This is a genomic window from Polynucleobacter sp. GWA2_45_21 (genome assembly GCF_001830325.1).
Classification (GTDB): Bacteria; Pseudomonadota; Gammaproteobacteria; order Burkholderiales; family Burkholderiaceae; genus Polynucleobacter.
Map to the genome: position 1 here is coordinate 38691 of NZ_MHZG01000001.1, position 16357 is coordinate 55047.

Here is a 16357-nt window from a genome sequence, read left to right on the forward strand (position 1 = left end):
GAATTGATATGGCTTTAACGCCTGAATTAAGAAAAGGTATCGATCAGATACGGAATTATTTATTTGGCGGTGGTTATCCCGACCCGATGAGCAATGCTGAGCAATTGTCATTCTTATTCTTCTTCTATTTGATCGAAGGTCTTGATTACGATAACCAGTTAAGAGCAAAAGCAACCAAGCAAGAATATCAAAGTATTTTTTCTGGTGATTGGCAAGTTGTTAATCCACTCAACTCGCCAGATAAAAAGTCTCTAACTATACCCGCAGATCATCTTAGGTGGAGTGTGTGGGCAAAGGGGATGACTGGTGAATTACTCGTTAGATTTGTCAGAGACGAAGTATTTGCTTTCTATTCATCAATAGCAGAAAAGTCAGCCATGAACTTTATGGATGGCGCTCGTTTAGGCGTTGATGAACCTACAGTCCTGACCCAAATTGTCGGGTTAATCGACAACCTAAGACTTGATCAGGCAGACGCTGATACAAAGGGTGACTTGTTTGAGTATGTTCTCAAGCAAATAAATCAGGCTGGAGAACTTGGGCAATTTAGAACTCCGCGCCATGTAATCCGATCAGTTGTAAAGATGGTTAATCCCAAAATCGGAGAAACAATCTACGACCCTGCCGCTGGAACTGCGGGATTTCTTGTTGCCGCCTACAACTATATTCGCCTGGCTAACTCCTCTTTAAATGCCACTGAAGAAATAGAAATGGATGGTAAGCCTGTTCTTCGGGGTTGGGGCGACAAGTTAAGTAAGGAGCAAAACTCAATTCTGGGCAATCAAACATTCTACGGAAACGATGTTGATCCAAAGATGGTTAGATTGGCGACAATGAATTTGACATTGAGGGGCCTGCCAAATGTACGAATTTTGAAAAGAAATGCTCTCACTACGAGCATGGATAAGACAGAAAAAGCAGAGCTAGGTATACCGCTTAATGGTTATGATGTAGTACTTGCCAATCCGCCATTTAGCGGAAGCGTAGATAAAGATCGAATTGTTGATGATGTAAAGATTGGTAATACCACTACAACTGAATTGTTGTTTATGAAGTACATACTCAACTGCCTTAAAAAAGGTGGTCGTTGTGGGGTCATTGTTCCGGAGGGTGTTTTATATGGCTCAACAAATGCTCATAAAGAATTGAGGCGCCAACTTTTAGAGACTAATTCATTGAAAGCCGTAATTAGTTTGCCAGGCGGTGTTTTTCAACCTTACGCTGGTGTGAAAACCTCTGTACTCCTATTTAATAAAGGTGGAACAACAACCAAAGTTATGTTCCTACAAATTGATAACGATGGTTATCGTTTGGATACTAATCATGATGTTGCTATAGAGGAAGATGATTTTCCTGAGGCTATGCGTGATTATCAACACCTTGATGATCGCTGGATGGAATGGCAAAAGCATGATCAAAAATCTGAGTGGTCTAAAAAGTGGTGGTTCTCAGAAATCGAGAAAATCAAAGAAAAAGAGTACAAATTAGATGCTAGTTCTTATCGTCCTTTAACTCTTTCAAAAACAATTCATCGCTCTCCATTTGAGATTATTGATGAATTGAATCAGGTAGAGGATGAAATCAAGGTTGAGATAGTGCTCCTAAAAGAGTTACTTAAGAAAATAAGTTAATGATTGGCGACTTAAAAAATCTTGGCAGTATTGCTCATGTCTTTAATGGGAAAACACCTTCCAAATTAGAGCAGCGAAAGCAAGGGCATCCCGTATTAAAAATTAAGAATGTAAGTGAAAGTGGTATTTTTAGGGGAAATAATGAAAGTTTTGTTGACTCCTCTCTCGCCGATAAATATAAAGATAGGTGGATCCAGGAAGGGGATATATTAATTCTTAACGCTGCCCATAATGCTGATTATGTTGGCAGTAAAGTATTTTTTGCGGATAAGAGTGTTGTAGGATTTCTACCAACTGGTGAGTGGCTCATTATCAGAGCAAACAAACAATGTATTAGCCCAGATTTTTTATTCTTTTGGACTATCAGCCCGAATACAAAAATTAAAATTCGTAAGGTTGTTAAAGGAATTCATCTCTATCCAAAAGATATTGCTGACTTGAAAGTTCTTATCCCCTCTTCTAAAGAAATTAATGAAGTCTTAGAAGTATTAGTATCAGCAAGAAAGATACAGGCGCTAAGACTATCCCTTATTGACTCTATGGCCGAACTTAAAAAGGCTATATTTTTCGAGATATTTGGAGATGTAGTCATAAATGATAAAAGATGGAATTTAGAAAAATTTTCCAATATCGGCGTATTGGATAGGGGAAGGTCTAGGCATAGGCCTCGTGATGCCGCTCATTTGTATGGCGGACAATACCCATTTATTCAAACGGGAGATGTTTCTAATTGTGGTGGCTTGCTAGATACATATACAAATACATATAGCGAGGCTGGGCTTGCTCAAAGTAAGTTATGGGATATTGATACTCTCTGTATTACTATTGCCGCAAACATTGCTAAGACGGGTATATTAAAAATTAAGGCCTGTTTTCCTGATAGCGTTGTTGGCTTTACAGTTAATAAGTCAAAGGCAACCAATAGATATGTTCAGACTTGGTTGAGTTTTCTTCAACCAATTCTTGAGGCCAATGCTCCTCAAGCGGCACAAAAGAATATTAATCTTCAAATACTTAGAGATTTACCTATACCAGTTCCACCGCTTCATATTCAAAATTCATTTGATGAGAAAATAAGTCAAATAGAGGCCATAAAAGAAAAGCAAAATGTTGCTTTGAATAAATCAAAGGAAATCTTTCAATCTTTGCTGAGCAAATTCTTCCCTTAATTTGATTAAGCTCTTACCAGCCTTTAATTGTTGGTACCTGAGGGGCCTGTCTTGGTGTGCTAATAGCTGTATTTAGCTGTGAGTTTATCGGAGCAATTGAACTGCCTTGGTATTGACCTTGTGGAATATAGAAATTAGTCTGCCTATTGATTATCTGACCAATTAAGTTGACTGTAGTATTTCCAAATCAAGAGCGCCTCTTAAAATTTGATATTTACCCAAAAGCACAAGCAATTCATCCCTTTCCATTAACTTAATGCTTAAATTAATTGACTGCTCTCTCGCCGTTTGATTGAAATACTTATTGGTAATAGCAAGCTTTTGAAAGCGCACAGCTGGATACCTAGCTTGATAGGCTGGACTTCCTGCTGAAATTTCTTTTACAGCGTCCCAACCAATCTCTTCTGATCCTGTATGTTTACATTGACAAAGAAGACCTAGTCCACCCTCTTTAAAAACAACAAGATCAACCCCGCCATCCCCCCTGGCCTTTTTAGTTACCTCGGCTCTTACTGCGTCCTGAGATAACAATAGTCTACAAAAGACTTCAAAACTGTTTCCATCAAGCCTATCTACATCGTCAATAGTTACATATTTCTGAGTGTTATTTGATCCTGCCGGGCCAGAGCCTGGCATCAGGCTTGAGATTGATATATCAGACCCTACTCCATCAAGAATATCTCCTGCCAGATCAGATTTAAAACTCATTAACTTGTCTAGATTTTCCTCAAAAGTTACAAAGTCGTTCGCAATAATTGTTGGGCAATAAACTTTTACGTTTCTTGCTTGACCAATTCGATACGCCCTATCAGTTGCTTGCCCTTCTTTAGCTGGATTCCAGGTTCTTGAATAATGAATAACGTGATTTGCCTCCACAATATTTAAGCCAAAGCCGGCAGCAAGCGGGGAAAGAATGATTACCCCGAATCCAGGGCGCTGTTGAAACTCATCAATCACATCTTGCCGCTCATCGGTATCTCCGTTTATCACTAAAGGGGAAAATTTGAAAGTGTGGTGGATGAATTTCGCCAGCGCACGCTGTACTTCACGAATTTCTGTAAATACGATTGCCTTCTCCGAGCTCTCTTGAACATTTCTTAGTACTTCAAGAAGCCACTTCATTTTTGGAGAGTTAGCCTTATGCTGCTCATATCCATTTTTATCGACTTCAAAAGTTCTACTGGGTAAGCAATATGGTTCAGCACATACAGCTTTCATAAAATGTAAGCTAGCAAATGAGAGCGCCCCACGCCTCTTTGCGTCTTTTTCCATGGCAGCAATCTCAAGCTGCCTTAGGCCATCAGCATATAGACCCCTCTGATATTGAGAGATATTAATCCTAAGCCTTTCCCTGTCTTTACCCTCAAAGAAGTAAGAATCATTGGAGATATTCATCTTCTTAGGCAATTCAGAGGCAATTTCCTCCTTCATGCGCCTTAACATTTGCGGATCTATATAAGCCCTTAGTAATGCCTTCATTTCCGCGGCGGAGTCCCCCTTGGATTCGATCGGCTTACGGTACTTATCACTAAATTCCTGTAAAGAGCCCAATAAGCCAGGCTGTACGAAGTCAAATAAACACCAAAGGTCAGCTAGGGAATTTTCAACAGGAGTACCCGTACAGGCAATCCTAAATTTTGCTTTTTGCTTTTTAGCTGCTAATGTAACAAGAGCATTTGGAGTTTTTATCTTCTGAGCCTCATCACAGATCATGTAAGTAAAATCTTGGCGAGCTAATGAGAATTCATAATCACGCAACACCTCATAAGTTGTCAAGACAACCTTGGCGTCGCCAAGCCATCCGGGCTTGAGTAGGCTATCAATTTTTTTATTAATCAATGCCTCAGCTATTTGCCCCTTTGGCTGCCTTCTAATATCTAAATTCCGACTATGAAGCAATAATATTTCAGGGAAATTGTCAAAAAACTTTGCCGCTTCATTAGTCCAGTTTTTCATTAATGCTATCGGAGCAACTACCAATGAAGGCGGATCATTAGCTTTATATTGGTAATGTGCTGACAGTAGCGTTAGCAATTGAAGTGTTTTCCCCAAGCCCATATCATCGGCAAGAATCGCCCCTCTAGTGAGGGTGGGCGACCTGGAGTACAGGAACTGTAACCAAGCCACCCCTTTTAATTGGTGAGACTTAAGTGAAATACCAGGCTTTAAATTTGACGGTAGGGTTGGAATAAAGCCCGACGAGACCGCTAAAGCTTTGGCACGTCCTTCGGCCTCTTCCGTTTCCGTATGCCTCATTTGAGAAACGTTATCTTTGAGGAGCAGAGTCTCCTTCAAAATCTTTGGCTTTTTTGGAGGTCCAGGGGGTTTTGGGGGCGTTTCCCCACCACCGCCGCCACCACTTCCGCCGCCGCCAGGTCCATCGGGTGGAATATCAATTGGAGGCTGAGGTGGTACATCAATTGGGGGTTGCGGTGGAATGTCAACCTCAACCCCTACTTTTAATAGGGTCTGTAGCTCGGCTAACAATTGCTTTGCTGCCTCCAAATTAAGCGGAAAAGGTAAACGACCATCAATAACAATATCTTCTCTAGCTAATTCTGCGAGCTTAATTTTGTCTTCAAAATTAGATAGCCATTCACCATCCAGTTGAATGTAAGTCTCAATCCCGTTTGGGGGTAGGCTAACCTTTAATAAAGGTACTAAGTTCTCTGGAATCCATGGGCCCTTGTTGATCGGAGCTATGTATGGAGAATAAATTGGCTTTGCTTGGCCTATTCCTTCAATTTGATCGCCATAGTTTTCAAGACAGTAGACATCCTCAAAACGAATGAATGAATTAGCTTGATTATTCCAAACGGACAGAATTCCTTTGGCATTTTCAAGCTGTGTATAGGTATCACCATCTATATCAATGGTGTGAGTTCGCCACACAAAATATTGTTTTTCGTTGGCAATTGCCTCATCCATCGCCCCAACTAAGGCAGTCAAATCGCCTATAGATGCTACTACTTCACGCTGAGATTGTGAGGTAAAGTCATCAAAGGTTTTTGATACAACCGCTATTACCTCGCTAAGCAACCCCTCTTCATTTTGATAGGCCTTTATGAACAATGAAGTTGGAACAATTCCTGCTTCTTGTTTGGCAATTTCAATTTGTTTTTCTTTGAGGACTGTATGAGCAAACTCACCCAGCACAGCAAAGGGATTTCTAACGAAGGCTTGAGCTTTAGCTCCGGTGGCTCTTCTTGAAGGAAACTCTCTCTTAATTACTGCCAGGACCTCCCTTACTGGTTCAGACAGAATAAGTTGTAAGCGCCCACCAGGTGTTGAGAAATCAACATCTTTTGGAATTGAATCAGAACTCCACCTATCAAATGCCTGAAGCCATTCTTGAGGTGCACCTTCAAATCCCGGTTCGATAGTTACGACTTCAACCCCAACATAGTCACCTTTAGAAAAATAAATATCTAAGGTATCTTTAGTAATAACAACTGTTTCTTTTAAATACTTAGAGAGCGAAGCATTGGCTGATGATGCTAAAGGCCTCATCTCACCCCATTTTGACTCATTGGTTAGCTGATTTTTTTCGGAATCATTAATTAAAGAGAAGTCGTCAATCTTCTTAATCAAAAGCCACTCTTGAGGTGGCATTAACCAAGTTTCATTACCCCTCTGACAATAGGCACCTACTCTAGTTATTTGGCTGAGTCTTTGATTTCTATCTTCAACGCCATTGATAATGATTTTGAATTTTTTATCTGAAACCGTCCCTAGCTCGCTAATTTTCCATATAGACGTTTTAATCTGGGGAATATTGAGCAAAAAATAACTATCCCGATGATCATCGCTATGGTTTATGTAGTAACAATCCTCCCAGTAAACATTAAACTTACCGTTTTCAAAAGAGGCTAAACCCTCATCAACGAGCTGGGCAAGGTATAGGGCCTGCTGTCCTCCACTTTCAAGCTCAAGAGCCCATTCCATCAAATGCTGCTGGGTAACAACCGAATTTAATCCGGAATAAACGTAAACAAATCCAGAGGCACTCACTGATGGAGATACCAAATCGCTTGAAAGCAAATCAAAATCACTTTTTGACTTTAATTTTGAATTCACTGTGGGCGAATTAAACAATCTGGAAAGCCAATTCATCGTAGGATCCACCCAATTCCATCAGTAAATTTCAAACCAAAGAAACCAAGCTTTTCGGCAACGGGTCCTTTATCTCGCATATATTTGACTATAAACCTTGCACTCTCTTCTTGATATTCGACACCATTTTCTCTGGCCAATTGAATTGCTTTTGCCTTAGCCTCAAAATACTTAAATAGAACTGGTGGATTTGGCGTTTCAGCCCCACCCTTGATAGCAACTTCAACATCTATGTTTGTAGGAACAAATGTAGGTATTTCAAGCTCCGCGTCTTTAACGCTAAACTTAATTTCCTCTGGAGCGGCCGAGTATCCACCCGTAAAGTAATCTCGAACATTAATTGTTTGATTTAAATTTGATGCTCCCGTGATGCGAACCGATGAAGGCGTAATGCCATATTCTTTGCGCAATTTTGCTGGCGCTCTATGAGCATCTGTCCAACCAGGAGTATGGGCAAAGTCCATACCCCCCGTCCTATATTTCTCTTTCAAACCTTTTCTTGAAGTGCTTGAATAATGATATTTGTCAGTAATATTGAATTGATTCTCACCATGCCTATAAACATAACATCCGCCACCAATACTAAAATCCACGATCAAGCAATTTCCAATCGTCATTAAAAAGGCATCATTTCCTGGATTTTGATCTTCGCGCAACTGGGAATAAGCATGCCCATCCCTTTTAAAGACCTTCTTATAGTCCGCCCTACTTTCTACGAGCCCCCGAGAAGTCGGACCCAAAGCTAGCCTTGAAGATTTGACTTGAGGGATAAATTTCAACCAGAAATTTAATCTTTCATCGTCAGCATGACCCCGCTCTTTAAGCAACTTGAAGAATAGACGTAAATTGGTTTCATGAACCCAATTAAGAACCATTGCTAGAGCTGGCTTACTAACAAATTTCCACTTTGATCCAGCTAATTCATGCCCCTCAGGACTAGCCCATAAATCTAACGCATACTCTTTCAGCATTTCATTAACGCTTGTATCCGAACAAATCGCATACCTATCCAAAACAGCGCATAAACCTTTATCTCGATAAATTTTGTGTTTATCAAACAATTTCAGTAATTTAGGGATCGCCTTTTTAAAGCCAAATTCATCAAAATTTAATACGTTTTGAAGGCATGTAACAAAGAGCCTCTCCCAGAACCAACTATTTGAGGAAATTTGAAGATCTCCAGAGATCCTTAGCACCAAGTCTTCATGCCCGTCAAACCACTGCTTAGCAAACTGATCACAGGGATTTTTACCCAATAGCTCGATGTTTTCATCTATCGCCTTCATCCAAGAAAGCCTTAACTCTGTAGAACCTAAAACTGAGCTCCATGTAGAGATCAAAAAGCGTCTAATGTCCTCAAGGGATCCTTCAAACTGTTGTCGATTTGGTGAGTTATTAGGACTTAATTCAAAATAAGCCCCCATTACACCGCGCCAAGTAATCAACATGTCTCTACCGGAAGTACATTTAGCAGAATAGTTATCAAGTAGCGCTTTAAGTTTGCCCTCATTATTAAAAAGGGTGCTTTCCAGCGTTGATCCAACAGGTTTAGCTAAGGCAAATGCAATTAAATCAATGTCTACTTCATCTAATTGAGCCTCTCCAGACAAAAAACGGGAGGCTGCTTTAAGAGCAAGAGCCTCAGGAGGGCTACCGGCATTTTTGAATTTCTTTTTTATTTCTTCAAAGACTAGTTCAAGTGAATTTAACTGCTCTTTTTGTTGAAAAAGCTCTTTCCGAGGCGCTAAAGCACCTGTAATTTGATTAAGAGATTGTCTTAGACGATCTAATTCCAACATTTACCAAACTTCTTATCTGACAAATCAACGCGCTTAGGATTTTCACTATTAAATTTTGCCTCTTCGCCAACTTGCCAGAACTCAAGCTTAAGAACTACAACTCGATTTTCTGCTTTTGAGGGTTTGAAGGAATTAAAAGAGAATCCGCCTACTAAAAATAAGTCTCTAATCTCATTTTGAACAGCCTGAGAAATTGGAATAGACGACCCTAATTCAGGCGAGAGTGAGCACACCACCTGCTGACTACGCCTTAAAGATAGATCTAAGTTGAAGAGATAGTCCCCATCGGTATCGGTATAGCCCTCTACGACAACTCGCCTGAAGTACTGCTTACAAGCAGAAGATTTAACAGCGCTCAATATAGAAGGGATATATTTCCTTAAAAAATTAACTCCTTCTGGACTGATATTGGACTGTCCGGACTGGAAATTAACAATCGATCCTAGATTAATACGAATCGCATCAACGGAGTTGTAATCAAGCTTAGCTTCAGGAAACAAATTTTTTGCCTCACCCCTCAACTCATCAAAGCACTGACCAACAGCCTTTGTTCGCTCGAAAGACTCCTTTGTTGAATATTTCTTTTCCAGTGAAACAATAGTGACCGCCATAACAACTAAAAATAAAGTCATACAAGCAGTCATCAAATCAGAGAAGGAAATCCAGAAGGGCTTTTCAGCCTCATCTTTTCTTGACCTTTTAGGCGAGCGACCAAACAACATTAATTATTTTCCTTGCGTAATTTCAGCACGGAAGCCACCATTACCTCAACAGCACTACTCAATGAACTTGCTGCGGAACTGAGAATCTGAACATTTTCTTTGTTCATTTTTTCAACGGAAGACAGCATTTCAGCATTAAATGTTTCAAATGAATCCTTGAGTACTGAATTGATCTTATCGAGATACTGTGTGCTAGATGCCTCAGCTGTTCTCATGGTGCCTATGACACGCTCCATTTCACCAACAATCTTCTCACCTACGCCGGCCTCTCTTCTCGCAATTTCTACGAGTCCAGTAAGCTCAAGAACATACTTCTCATTTTCACGTTTTGACTGCTGGTAGCCATCAAATAGCTCCCTAACCATTGAGCTGGTTGACTGAAGTGTTGAAGCCGCTTCTTCCATTTTTGTAGTAATACCCTTGCTTTGCTCAAGAACATTATTAACAGCATCACCGGCATTTGTGAATTTATCAGCCGCAATTTTCATATTCAATGCACCATCATTCATTCCAGAAATGGCGCTTGTGGAAACGCGTTGGATCTCGCTAATATTTTGTTCAGTCTTAATTGTGGAATTTTTTATATCTTCAATTAACTTAGAAACATTTTCTGATAATCCACCGTAAAGAGCTTTGGTAGAGTCTGTCAAGTTTTTGGTTCTGTCTCTATCTTGGTCGATCTGAGCTCCGCGCTCAGTCGAGATACTTCTAATTGCCGCCTCTAATTCAGATAAAACTTTTTTCATAGTTTCATCCATGGCATTTTTAGTTTCGCCCTGTTGTTGAATAATTAATTCCTTCAACTCGTTAATAAACGCCCTTAACTGCTCATTCATTCTTTCTTGGGCCTGTGCAGCCCGCTCCATAGACTCCTCTAGCTTTTTAGACATTTGGTTTGTTGCATCCTCTCCAGCGGTAGAGATGTCGCGAACCAAGCCAGTTAGCGCTGTTTGAACGGATACCATAGCATCGGAGGAACGTTGAATTGCCTCATTAACCCCCTGTATCTGAGAACCAAACGTTTGATCCATTTTCTCCATGAAGCCAGCTATCAAGTTTTCCAGAAGACTTGAAACTGCCTGACCTTGCCCGCTTGAAAAGTCTTGCACTACGCCGCCAATTTTTTCCAGAGGGGCTTTCAGTGCCTCACCAATAGAGCCACTAATTTGAACTGATTGTTTATTCATCAATTCCTCAAGATCTCTAATCAGAGCATCTTTAAGGCTTGCTGCATGTGTAGCGGAACTTTCAGAGGCTTTTACAAGGCGAGCGAGATAGTCCTCTCCAACTCCAGCTGCATAGATACTATCGAGTGATTTATTTAACTCTTCTACTTGCTGATAGCACTGGTTTAATACTCGTTTTTCGAAAAAAGTAATGAGAATTGCAAAGAAAATCGCAAATCCTGAACCAATAAATGCCGAGGTTACTTCGCCAAGCAATAAATTTAAAGTGTCACTAGCAGCTTCAGAATTAAATTTACCAAGACCCCACACTAACCCGCTGAAGGTTCCAATAATTCCAACGCCCGTCAAAATCCCTGGCAAGTGCTTATAAAAGTCTGCGTTGACATAGGTGTCAACAATTGACTCCTTATTGAAATACATTTCTGAGCTAGAGGTAGCTCGAATGCTGCTCTTCTCACCATCCTCGCTTGTCATTACATGAAGGCTTTGGCGATACTCTCGCCATAAATTGAGAAACGGTTTTTCACGAAATAAGTCTGCTAGCTCCTCCGGTATAACTGCACCAAAGTCTCTTAAAGATAGTTCAGCTAATAGTGCATTTATTTCTATCAACCGAGCTTTTAGTTGGTTGGCTGGGATTTGATAATGTTTATAGTAAAGATAAGATGGGCCCAAAACAAATATTGAAACAATACCCAAAATTACGGGGTTTAAATGCGAAAGAAAATTCATTTTTTCCTTAATTACCTATTTACTTAAATCATTATTAATTTTATTGACACCCGTCTAGATACTACCCTTTTGGCAGGCTCAATTAGTGAGCTCTTACTATTGTTCAGTAGACCCATAATCTTGCAGTCCACGTCATAAACACGGTCATAAAACACTTCCCCACAACTTTCTTTTTTAACTTTTCTCATAGTAACAGTAATTATTTACAGTTACAGTGTTAATATATTTCTATGGAAGAAAAAAAATACACTTTTGAAGAACTCTGCACCCTAACCGGCGTCAGCTCAAGAACCCTGCGCTATTACATCCAAATTGCTCTGGTAGATAAGCCTATAGGACAAACCCGGGGGGCTCACTATTTGAGCCTTCACATTGAGAAGATCCTTCGTATCAAGCAATTAACTGAAGCGGGTATATCACTTGAGCGAATACGTGAAGTGCTTTCTGGCTCGCCAATGCCGCTACCTGAGCGGGCTAAAAAGCCGGGAGACATTTCGGTACGCACTCACCTATGGGTAGGAGAAGGTATTGAAATAGAAGTCTCGGCTGAAACAGCGGGTTTGAGCCCAGAGCAATTACGTCAATTTTTAAAGGGCGTGATGCAGGTATACGAACAAGTCAAAAAGGATGCGCAATGATCGTCATTGAAAAGGTAAAAAACGTATTTTCTAGCGATAAAAAGAAGTTGGTCCTGCAATCATCCTGCGCAACTGGTGTAGCCAATGGTTTATTGCTCGATTTGACCATACGCCAGCACTATAAAAACAACACCAACAAAACTTTGGAGGTTGTTTACTCATTTCCCATGGCTTGGGGTGCCACATTCATGGGAATGCAGGCAGAGATTGGTGGCCAACGCTTGGTCGGCACTGTGATTGAAAAAGCCAATGCAACCGAACAGTATGAAAAAGCGATAGCTGATGGCGATGCCCCCATCATGATTGAAAAGAATTCTGATGGTCTATATACCGCTAACCTCGGAAACCTTGAACCCAATGAAGATGTAGTCATTGAATACATCTACTCGCAACTTCTCAAGTACGAGCAAGGCTCGATGCGCATCAGCATTCCTACGGTCATCGCTCCGCGCTATGGCGATGCTAAAAAGGGTGGTATTGAAGATCGCCATAGTGTTGAGGCTGATTTCTTAACTGAATACCCATTCACCCTATCTCTGCAATTAACCGGTGGCCTAGAAAAAGCCGTCGTTGAATGTCCATCGCATCAAGTGCAAGTGGCTAAACAAGATAAAAGCTTATTAGTCTCGATTGAACGTGAAGCTTTTTTAGATCGCGACTTTATCCTCAATTTAACTGGCCTACAAAATCAATCTTTTTATATTGTCACACCAGATAAACAACTCGGACCCGATGGTTGCACTGTCTTAGCAAGTTTTTGCCCACCAACCATCGACAATCAAAAAGATAGCTCACTAGATCTGAAGATCTTGGTTGATTGTTCAGGCTCCATGGAGGGTGATAGCATTCAATCGGCAAAACGCGCCCTGCATCACGTATTGAGCCACTTAACTGCAGAAGATCGATTTAGTTACTCTAAGTTTGGCAATCATACCAACCACCTATTTTCTAAAGTTAAGCCAGCCGACCAATTTCATATTTCTGCCGCCTCTTTATTGATAGAGAACACAAATGCCGATATGGGTGGCACTGAAGTAGAAGCGGCATTGCAATCGACTTTCGATCTAATGGGTGCCCAAGGTACGGCAGATGTTCTTCTCATTACCGATGGTGAAGTTTGGTGTACAAATGAAACCATTGCCGCAGCCAAAGAAAGTGGGCATCGCATCTTTGCCGTAGGAGTAGGCTCCGCGCCAGCGGATACCCTTCTAAAAGAATTGGCTGAAATGTCCGGCGGCGCATGTGAGCTAATCTCGCCCAAAGAAGATATTGAGAAAGCGATCGTGCGCATGTTCCACCGGATTCGCCAGCCTAGAGCATGCAATATTGAAATTGACTGGGGTCACCCAGAACAACCAGAATGGACTGTTGGTACCAATACCGCCATCTTTAGTGAGAATACAACTCATGTATTTGCTGGGTTTAAATCCGCCCCATCAAAGCCAGCCTTGCTAAGTTACCAATTTGGCAATAGCTCACAACGCACAGGCATTGGGGCTTCTCAGATCACACACTCTAAATCTCATAACCTACCTCGTTTGGCAGCGGCGCAAAGAATCAAAACTGCGCCCGAAGGAGATCAAATTGCTTTGGCCCTTAGCTATCAACTCATTACAGAGAAGACCAATTGTTTATTGGTTCATATTCGCGCCGAAGACCAAAAGGCAACTGAATTGCCGGAGCTGATGACCATAGCGCAGATGCAAGCGACTGGATGGGGCGGCGCGGGTTCAGTCCTAGATGGATCACCTCATATTCTATTTAGCAAGAGCAAATCATTTACCTCCAAATGCGCTACGCTTAATCTCTCTAGCGCCACCTATGCTTCGTTTGACATGCCAAGGGTATTTAGATCAAGCCCAATCACAGGGGATTCACCCATCTCATTACAAGAATCTATAAGTGGAAATCCAGATTATTACGACATCCCGGCATTCCTCAGAAAGCAGGCAGCCGAGTCAGAACAGGCCGCTCCAAAAATCAAATATCTTGATCCTACTGATGTTATTGAGATAGCGAATACCATTATTTTGAGCAAGACACTTTTTGCCAATTTTGTTAAAACAATGGATCAGTCCTTGTTTGATGCTGAAGTATCAGAAGTGTTTAATAGTTGCTTGAAGTTTTTATCCAAAGAGCAATTGTGGACCACCGCTCTAGCGTGGTTACTCCTCCATCTAGAGGAGTCTGGCAATTGGAATGAGAATACTAAGAGCGCTATTCAAGAACTTACCAACGAGATGGATGCTATTGAGTTAAGTAAAGCATTGCGAGTTTTCAATACCAAAATGAACAACATTGGTATGCATGAATGGCTCTCTTAACTATAATGAACAATAAATTTTTGTTGCTTGTAGTTGTTGCGTCGCAGTGGGTTGCTTGTTTTGAATAGTTAGTGCGGCCCAGTGGATTGGGTACGTTCATCTGCGAACATAAGAAAGGATATATGCCTTTCTCTTACTAACCTCACCAGTCAAAGCAATCCCAGCACCCTCATGCACCAACGCCATTGGCTCTTGCATCATTGCCTTATCCGACAAATAAGGATTTCCATTGGAGTCACGCAACCTGAATTTAGGTAATCCCAAGATCTTGGCGCAATCTACAAAAGCGCCAACCATAAAAAATGGGTTAATCCGATGCCTATAGTGATCGTGAACTTGGATCTGCAAAGGTAGCAATATGGTTATCAAAATTACCCCAAAAATCATTATTTTTTCCATTTTTTAATATTTATTTAAATTGTGATGTGCCACTAGCTCAATAAATGAGCTATAAATATTCATGTGTATTAGGTCAATATATTTATATTGTTAGAAAGCTGAAAATGAGCACCATAGAGCGTCTGCATAAGATCAAATACATGATCCAGGTTCGCAAATGCGTACCTCGCCAAGATTTTCTTGATGAACTCGAAATCTCTCCCGCGACCTTTAAACGCGACTTGGAATATCTGCGCGATCGCATGAATGCCTCAATCATCTATGACCGATCTGATGGAGGTTATAAATTTGAAAAACCCAATGCTGGAGAAAAATTCGAATTGCCAGGCCTATGGTTTTCTGAAAAAGAAGCCACCGCCCTAGCCCTCATGCAACATCTACTCTCATCCCAAGATAAGGGTGGTCTTATTGGTCCCCATATTGAGCCCTTAATGTCAATCATTGACGGGATCTTAGGCCAGTCATCCGCCACCTCTAAAGAGTTGCGTAAAAGGATTAGGGTCTTTGGAATGGCCTCACGCAAAAGCGCGATTGAAAACTTTGAAGAAATTGGTAGCGCTCTACTCAAACGTGAGCGCCTACATATTGCGTATTACTCCAAGGGCACCAATCAAACCACAGAACGCGAGATCTCTCCTCAGCGCCTCATTCATTATCGGGATAATTGGTACCTAGATGCCTACTGCCATCTACGTAATGAGCTACGTAGCTTTGCAGTTGATGGAATTAAATCAGCCGCATTAACCAACAAAAAGGCGGATGATATTTCCGAAAAAGAGCTTCACGAAAACTTTGCCGAAAGTTATGGCATCTTCTCCGGAAAGGCAACCCAAAGAGCAAAGCTGCGGTTTTCCCCGGAGCGCGCCCGCTGGGTTTCTGGAGAGCAGTGGCATGGGCAACAAACTGGCAAATTTGACGACAAAGGCTTTTACATCCTGGAGTTTGATTACAACCAAGATCCCGAGCTAGTCATGGATATTTTGAAACATGGCTCTGAAGTTGAGATTTTGGCACCAGCAAGCCTTAAAACCAAGGTGGTTAATGAACTCAAAAAGGCGCTGTCTAAATATTAGACTGCATGGACTAAATATATTTTCTATTAGCCGATGATCCTAGCTCATTTTTTGAGCTTAAGACACCCTAAGATGGAGTCATAGCACATAGGAGAAGTGATGAAAAAATTAATTGCAATGGCACTTATTGGATTGACATTGAATAGTTTTGCTCAGACTATCAACTGGAATAGCAGCCCACTGAATTATCAAAATAGCGAACTAAACTATAACAACAGTCCTTTAAATTATCAAAACAGTCCGCTCAATTACCAAAACAGTTCATTAAATTACAACTCAAGCAATGGGGTTTATGACAATAGTGGCAATCGGATTGGTTATGAAGTTCAATCACCGCAGGGCGTAACCAATATTTTTGATAACAACGGCAATCGGATTGGCTACTCACCAAGCCAAAGGTCAAAATAAAATATAGACAATATTAGATCACGATAAATCTATTTCGTATAAGCCTAACTGCGTATTGATTGCCCATTAAAACCTAAGTTTTCTGAGATTACTCAATTATAGGAATTAGCAAATATCGCTCTATAGGGATCAACATCAGTATGTTAATTTGAGTATTAGCCA

At 40.9% G+C, this 16357-nt stretch carries 11 protein-coding genes; 6 read left to right on the forward strand and 5 right to left on the reverse strand.

Going from position 1 to position 16357, the window contains the following annotated elements:
- The first annotated feature begins 8 nt into the window (after positions 1-8).
- Together A2X74_RS00165 and A2X74_RS00170 are read left to right on the forward strand one after the other, a co-directional pair.
- A complete protein-coding gene (locus A2X74_RS00165; RefSeq protein WP_293627199.1) occupies positions 9-1631 on the forward strand; it encodes an N-6 DNA methylase in 1623 nt (540 codons plus the stop codon).
- Positions 1631-2800: a restriction endonuclease subunit S gene (locus A2X74_RS00170; protein WP_293627201.1), complete on the forward strand. Its 1170-nt coding sequence runs from the start codon at positions 1631-1633 to the stop codon at positions 2798-2800. Before A2X74_RS00165 ends, A2X74_RS00170 begins: the two co-directional genes overlap by 1 nt.
- 162 nt (positions 2801-2962) lie before the next feature.
- Here the strand turns inward: A2X74_RS00170 and A2X74_RS00175 are convergent, their stop codons facing one another.
- From A2X74_RS00175 to zorA, 4 genes are read right to left on the reverse strand one after another with little or no spacing between them, the layout of a single operon-like run.
- On the reverse strand, positions 2963-6913 hold the full coding sequence (locus A2X74_RS00175) for an SNF2-related protein (RefSeq protein ID WP_299763945.1): 3951 nt from the start codon (positions 6911-6913) through the stop codon (positions 2963-2965).
- Entirely contained in the window at positions 6910-8712 is a 1803-nt protein-coding gene (locus tag A2X74_RS00180; protein WP_293627205.1) for an EH signature domain-containing protein, read from the reverse strand. Before A2X74_RS00180 ends, A2X74_RS00175 begins: the two co-directional genes overlap by 4 nt.
- Positions 8700-9434 (reverse strand): flagellar motor protein MotB, encoded by a 735-nt coding sequence (locus tag A2X74_RS00185; RefSeq protein WP_293627207.1) that lies wholly within the window; start codon positions 9432-9434, stop codon positions 8700-8702. Before A2X74_RS00185 ends, A2X74_RS00180 begins: the two co-directional genes overlap by 13 nt.
- Positions 9434-11353, reverse strand: a complete 1920-nt coding sequence (zorA, locus tag A2X74_RS00190; RefSeq protein ID WP_293627209.1) for an anti-phage ZorAB system protein ZorA — start codon at positions 11351-11353, stop codon at positions 9434-9436. The genes A2X74_RS00185 and zorA overlap by 1 nt, the downstream gene beginning before the upstream one ends.
- Before the next feature lie 230 nt (positions 11354-11583).
- Between zorA and A2X74_RS00195 the strand changes: the two genes are divergently transcribed.
- The gene (locus A2X74_RS00195; RefSeq protein WP_293627211.1) at positions 11584-11991 is read left to right on the forward strand and encodes a helix-turn-helix domain-containing protein; all 408 of its coding nucleotides are present in this window, start codon (positions 11584-11586) and stop codon (positions 11989-11991) included.
- On the forward strand, positions 11988-14315 hold the full coding sequence (locus A2X74_RS00200; protein WP_293627213.1) for a VIT domain-containing protein: 2328 nt from the start codon (positions 11988-11990) through the stop codon (positions 14313-14315). The genes A2X74_RS00195 and A2X74_RS00200 overlap by 4 nt, the downstream gene beginning before the upstream one ends.
- 96 nt (positions 14316-14411) lie before the next feature.
- Here the strand turns inward: A2X74_RS00200 and A2X74_RS00205 are convergent, their stop codons facing one another.
- The gene (locus tag A2X74_RS00205) at positions 14412-14684 is read right to left on the reverse strand and encodes a hypothetical protein (RefSeq protein WP_293627215.1); all 273 of its coding nucleotides are present in this window, start codon (positions 14682-14684) and stop codon (positions 14412-14414) included.
- A 134-nt stretch (positions 14685-14818) separates the two neighbouring features.
- Between A2X74_RS00205 and A2X74_RS00210 the strand changes: the two genes are divergently transcribed.
- Both A2X74_RS00210 and A2X74_RS00215 read left to right on the forward strand, forming a co-directional pair.
- Complete coding sequence (locus A2X74_RS00210) at positions 14819-15787, forward strand: WYL domain-containing protein (RefSeq protein WP_293627217.1); 969 nt, start codon at positions 14819-14821, stop codon at positions 15785-15787.
- Positions 15788-15886: 99 nt separating this feature from the next.
- Positions 15887-16195, forward strand: a complete 309-nt coding sequence (locus A2X74_RS00215; RefSeq protein ID WP_293627219.1) for a hypothetical protein — start codon at positions 15887-15889, stop codon at positions 16193-16195.
- Positions 16196-16357 lie beyond the last annotated feature (162 nt).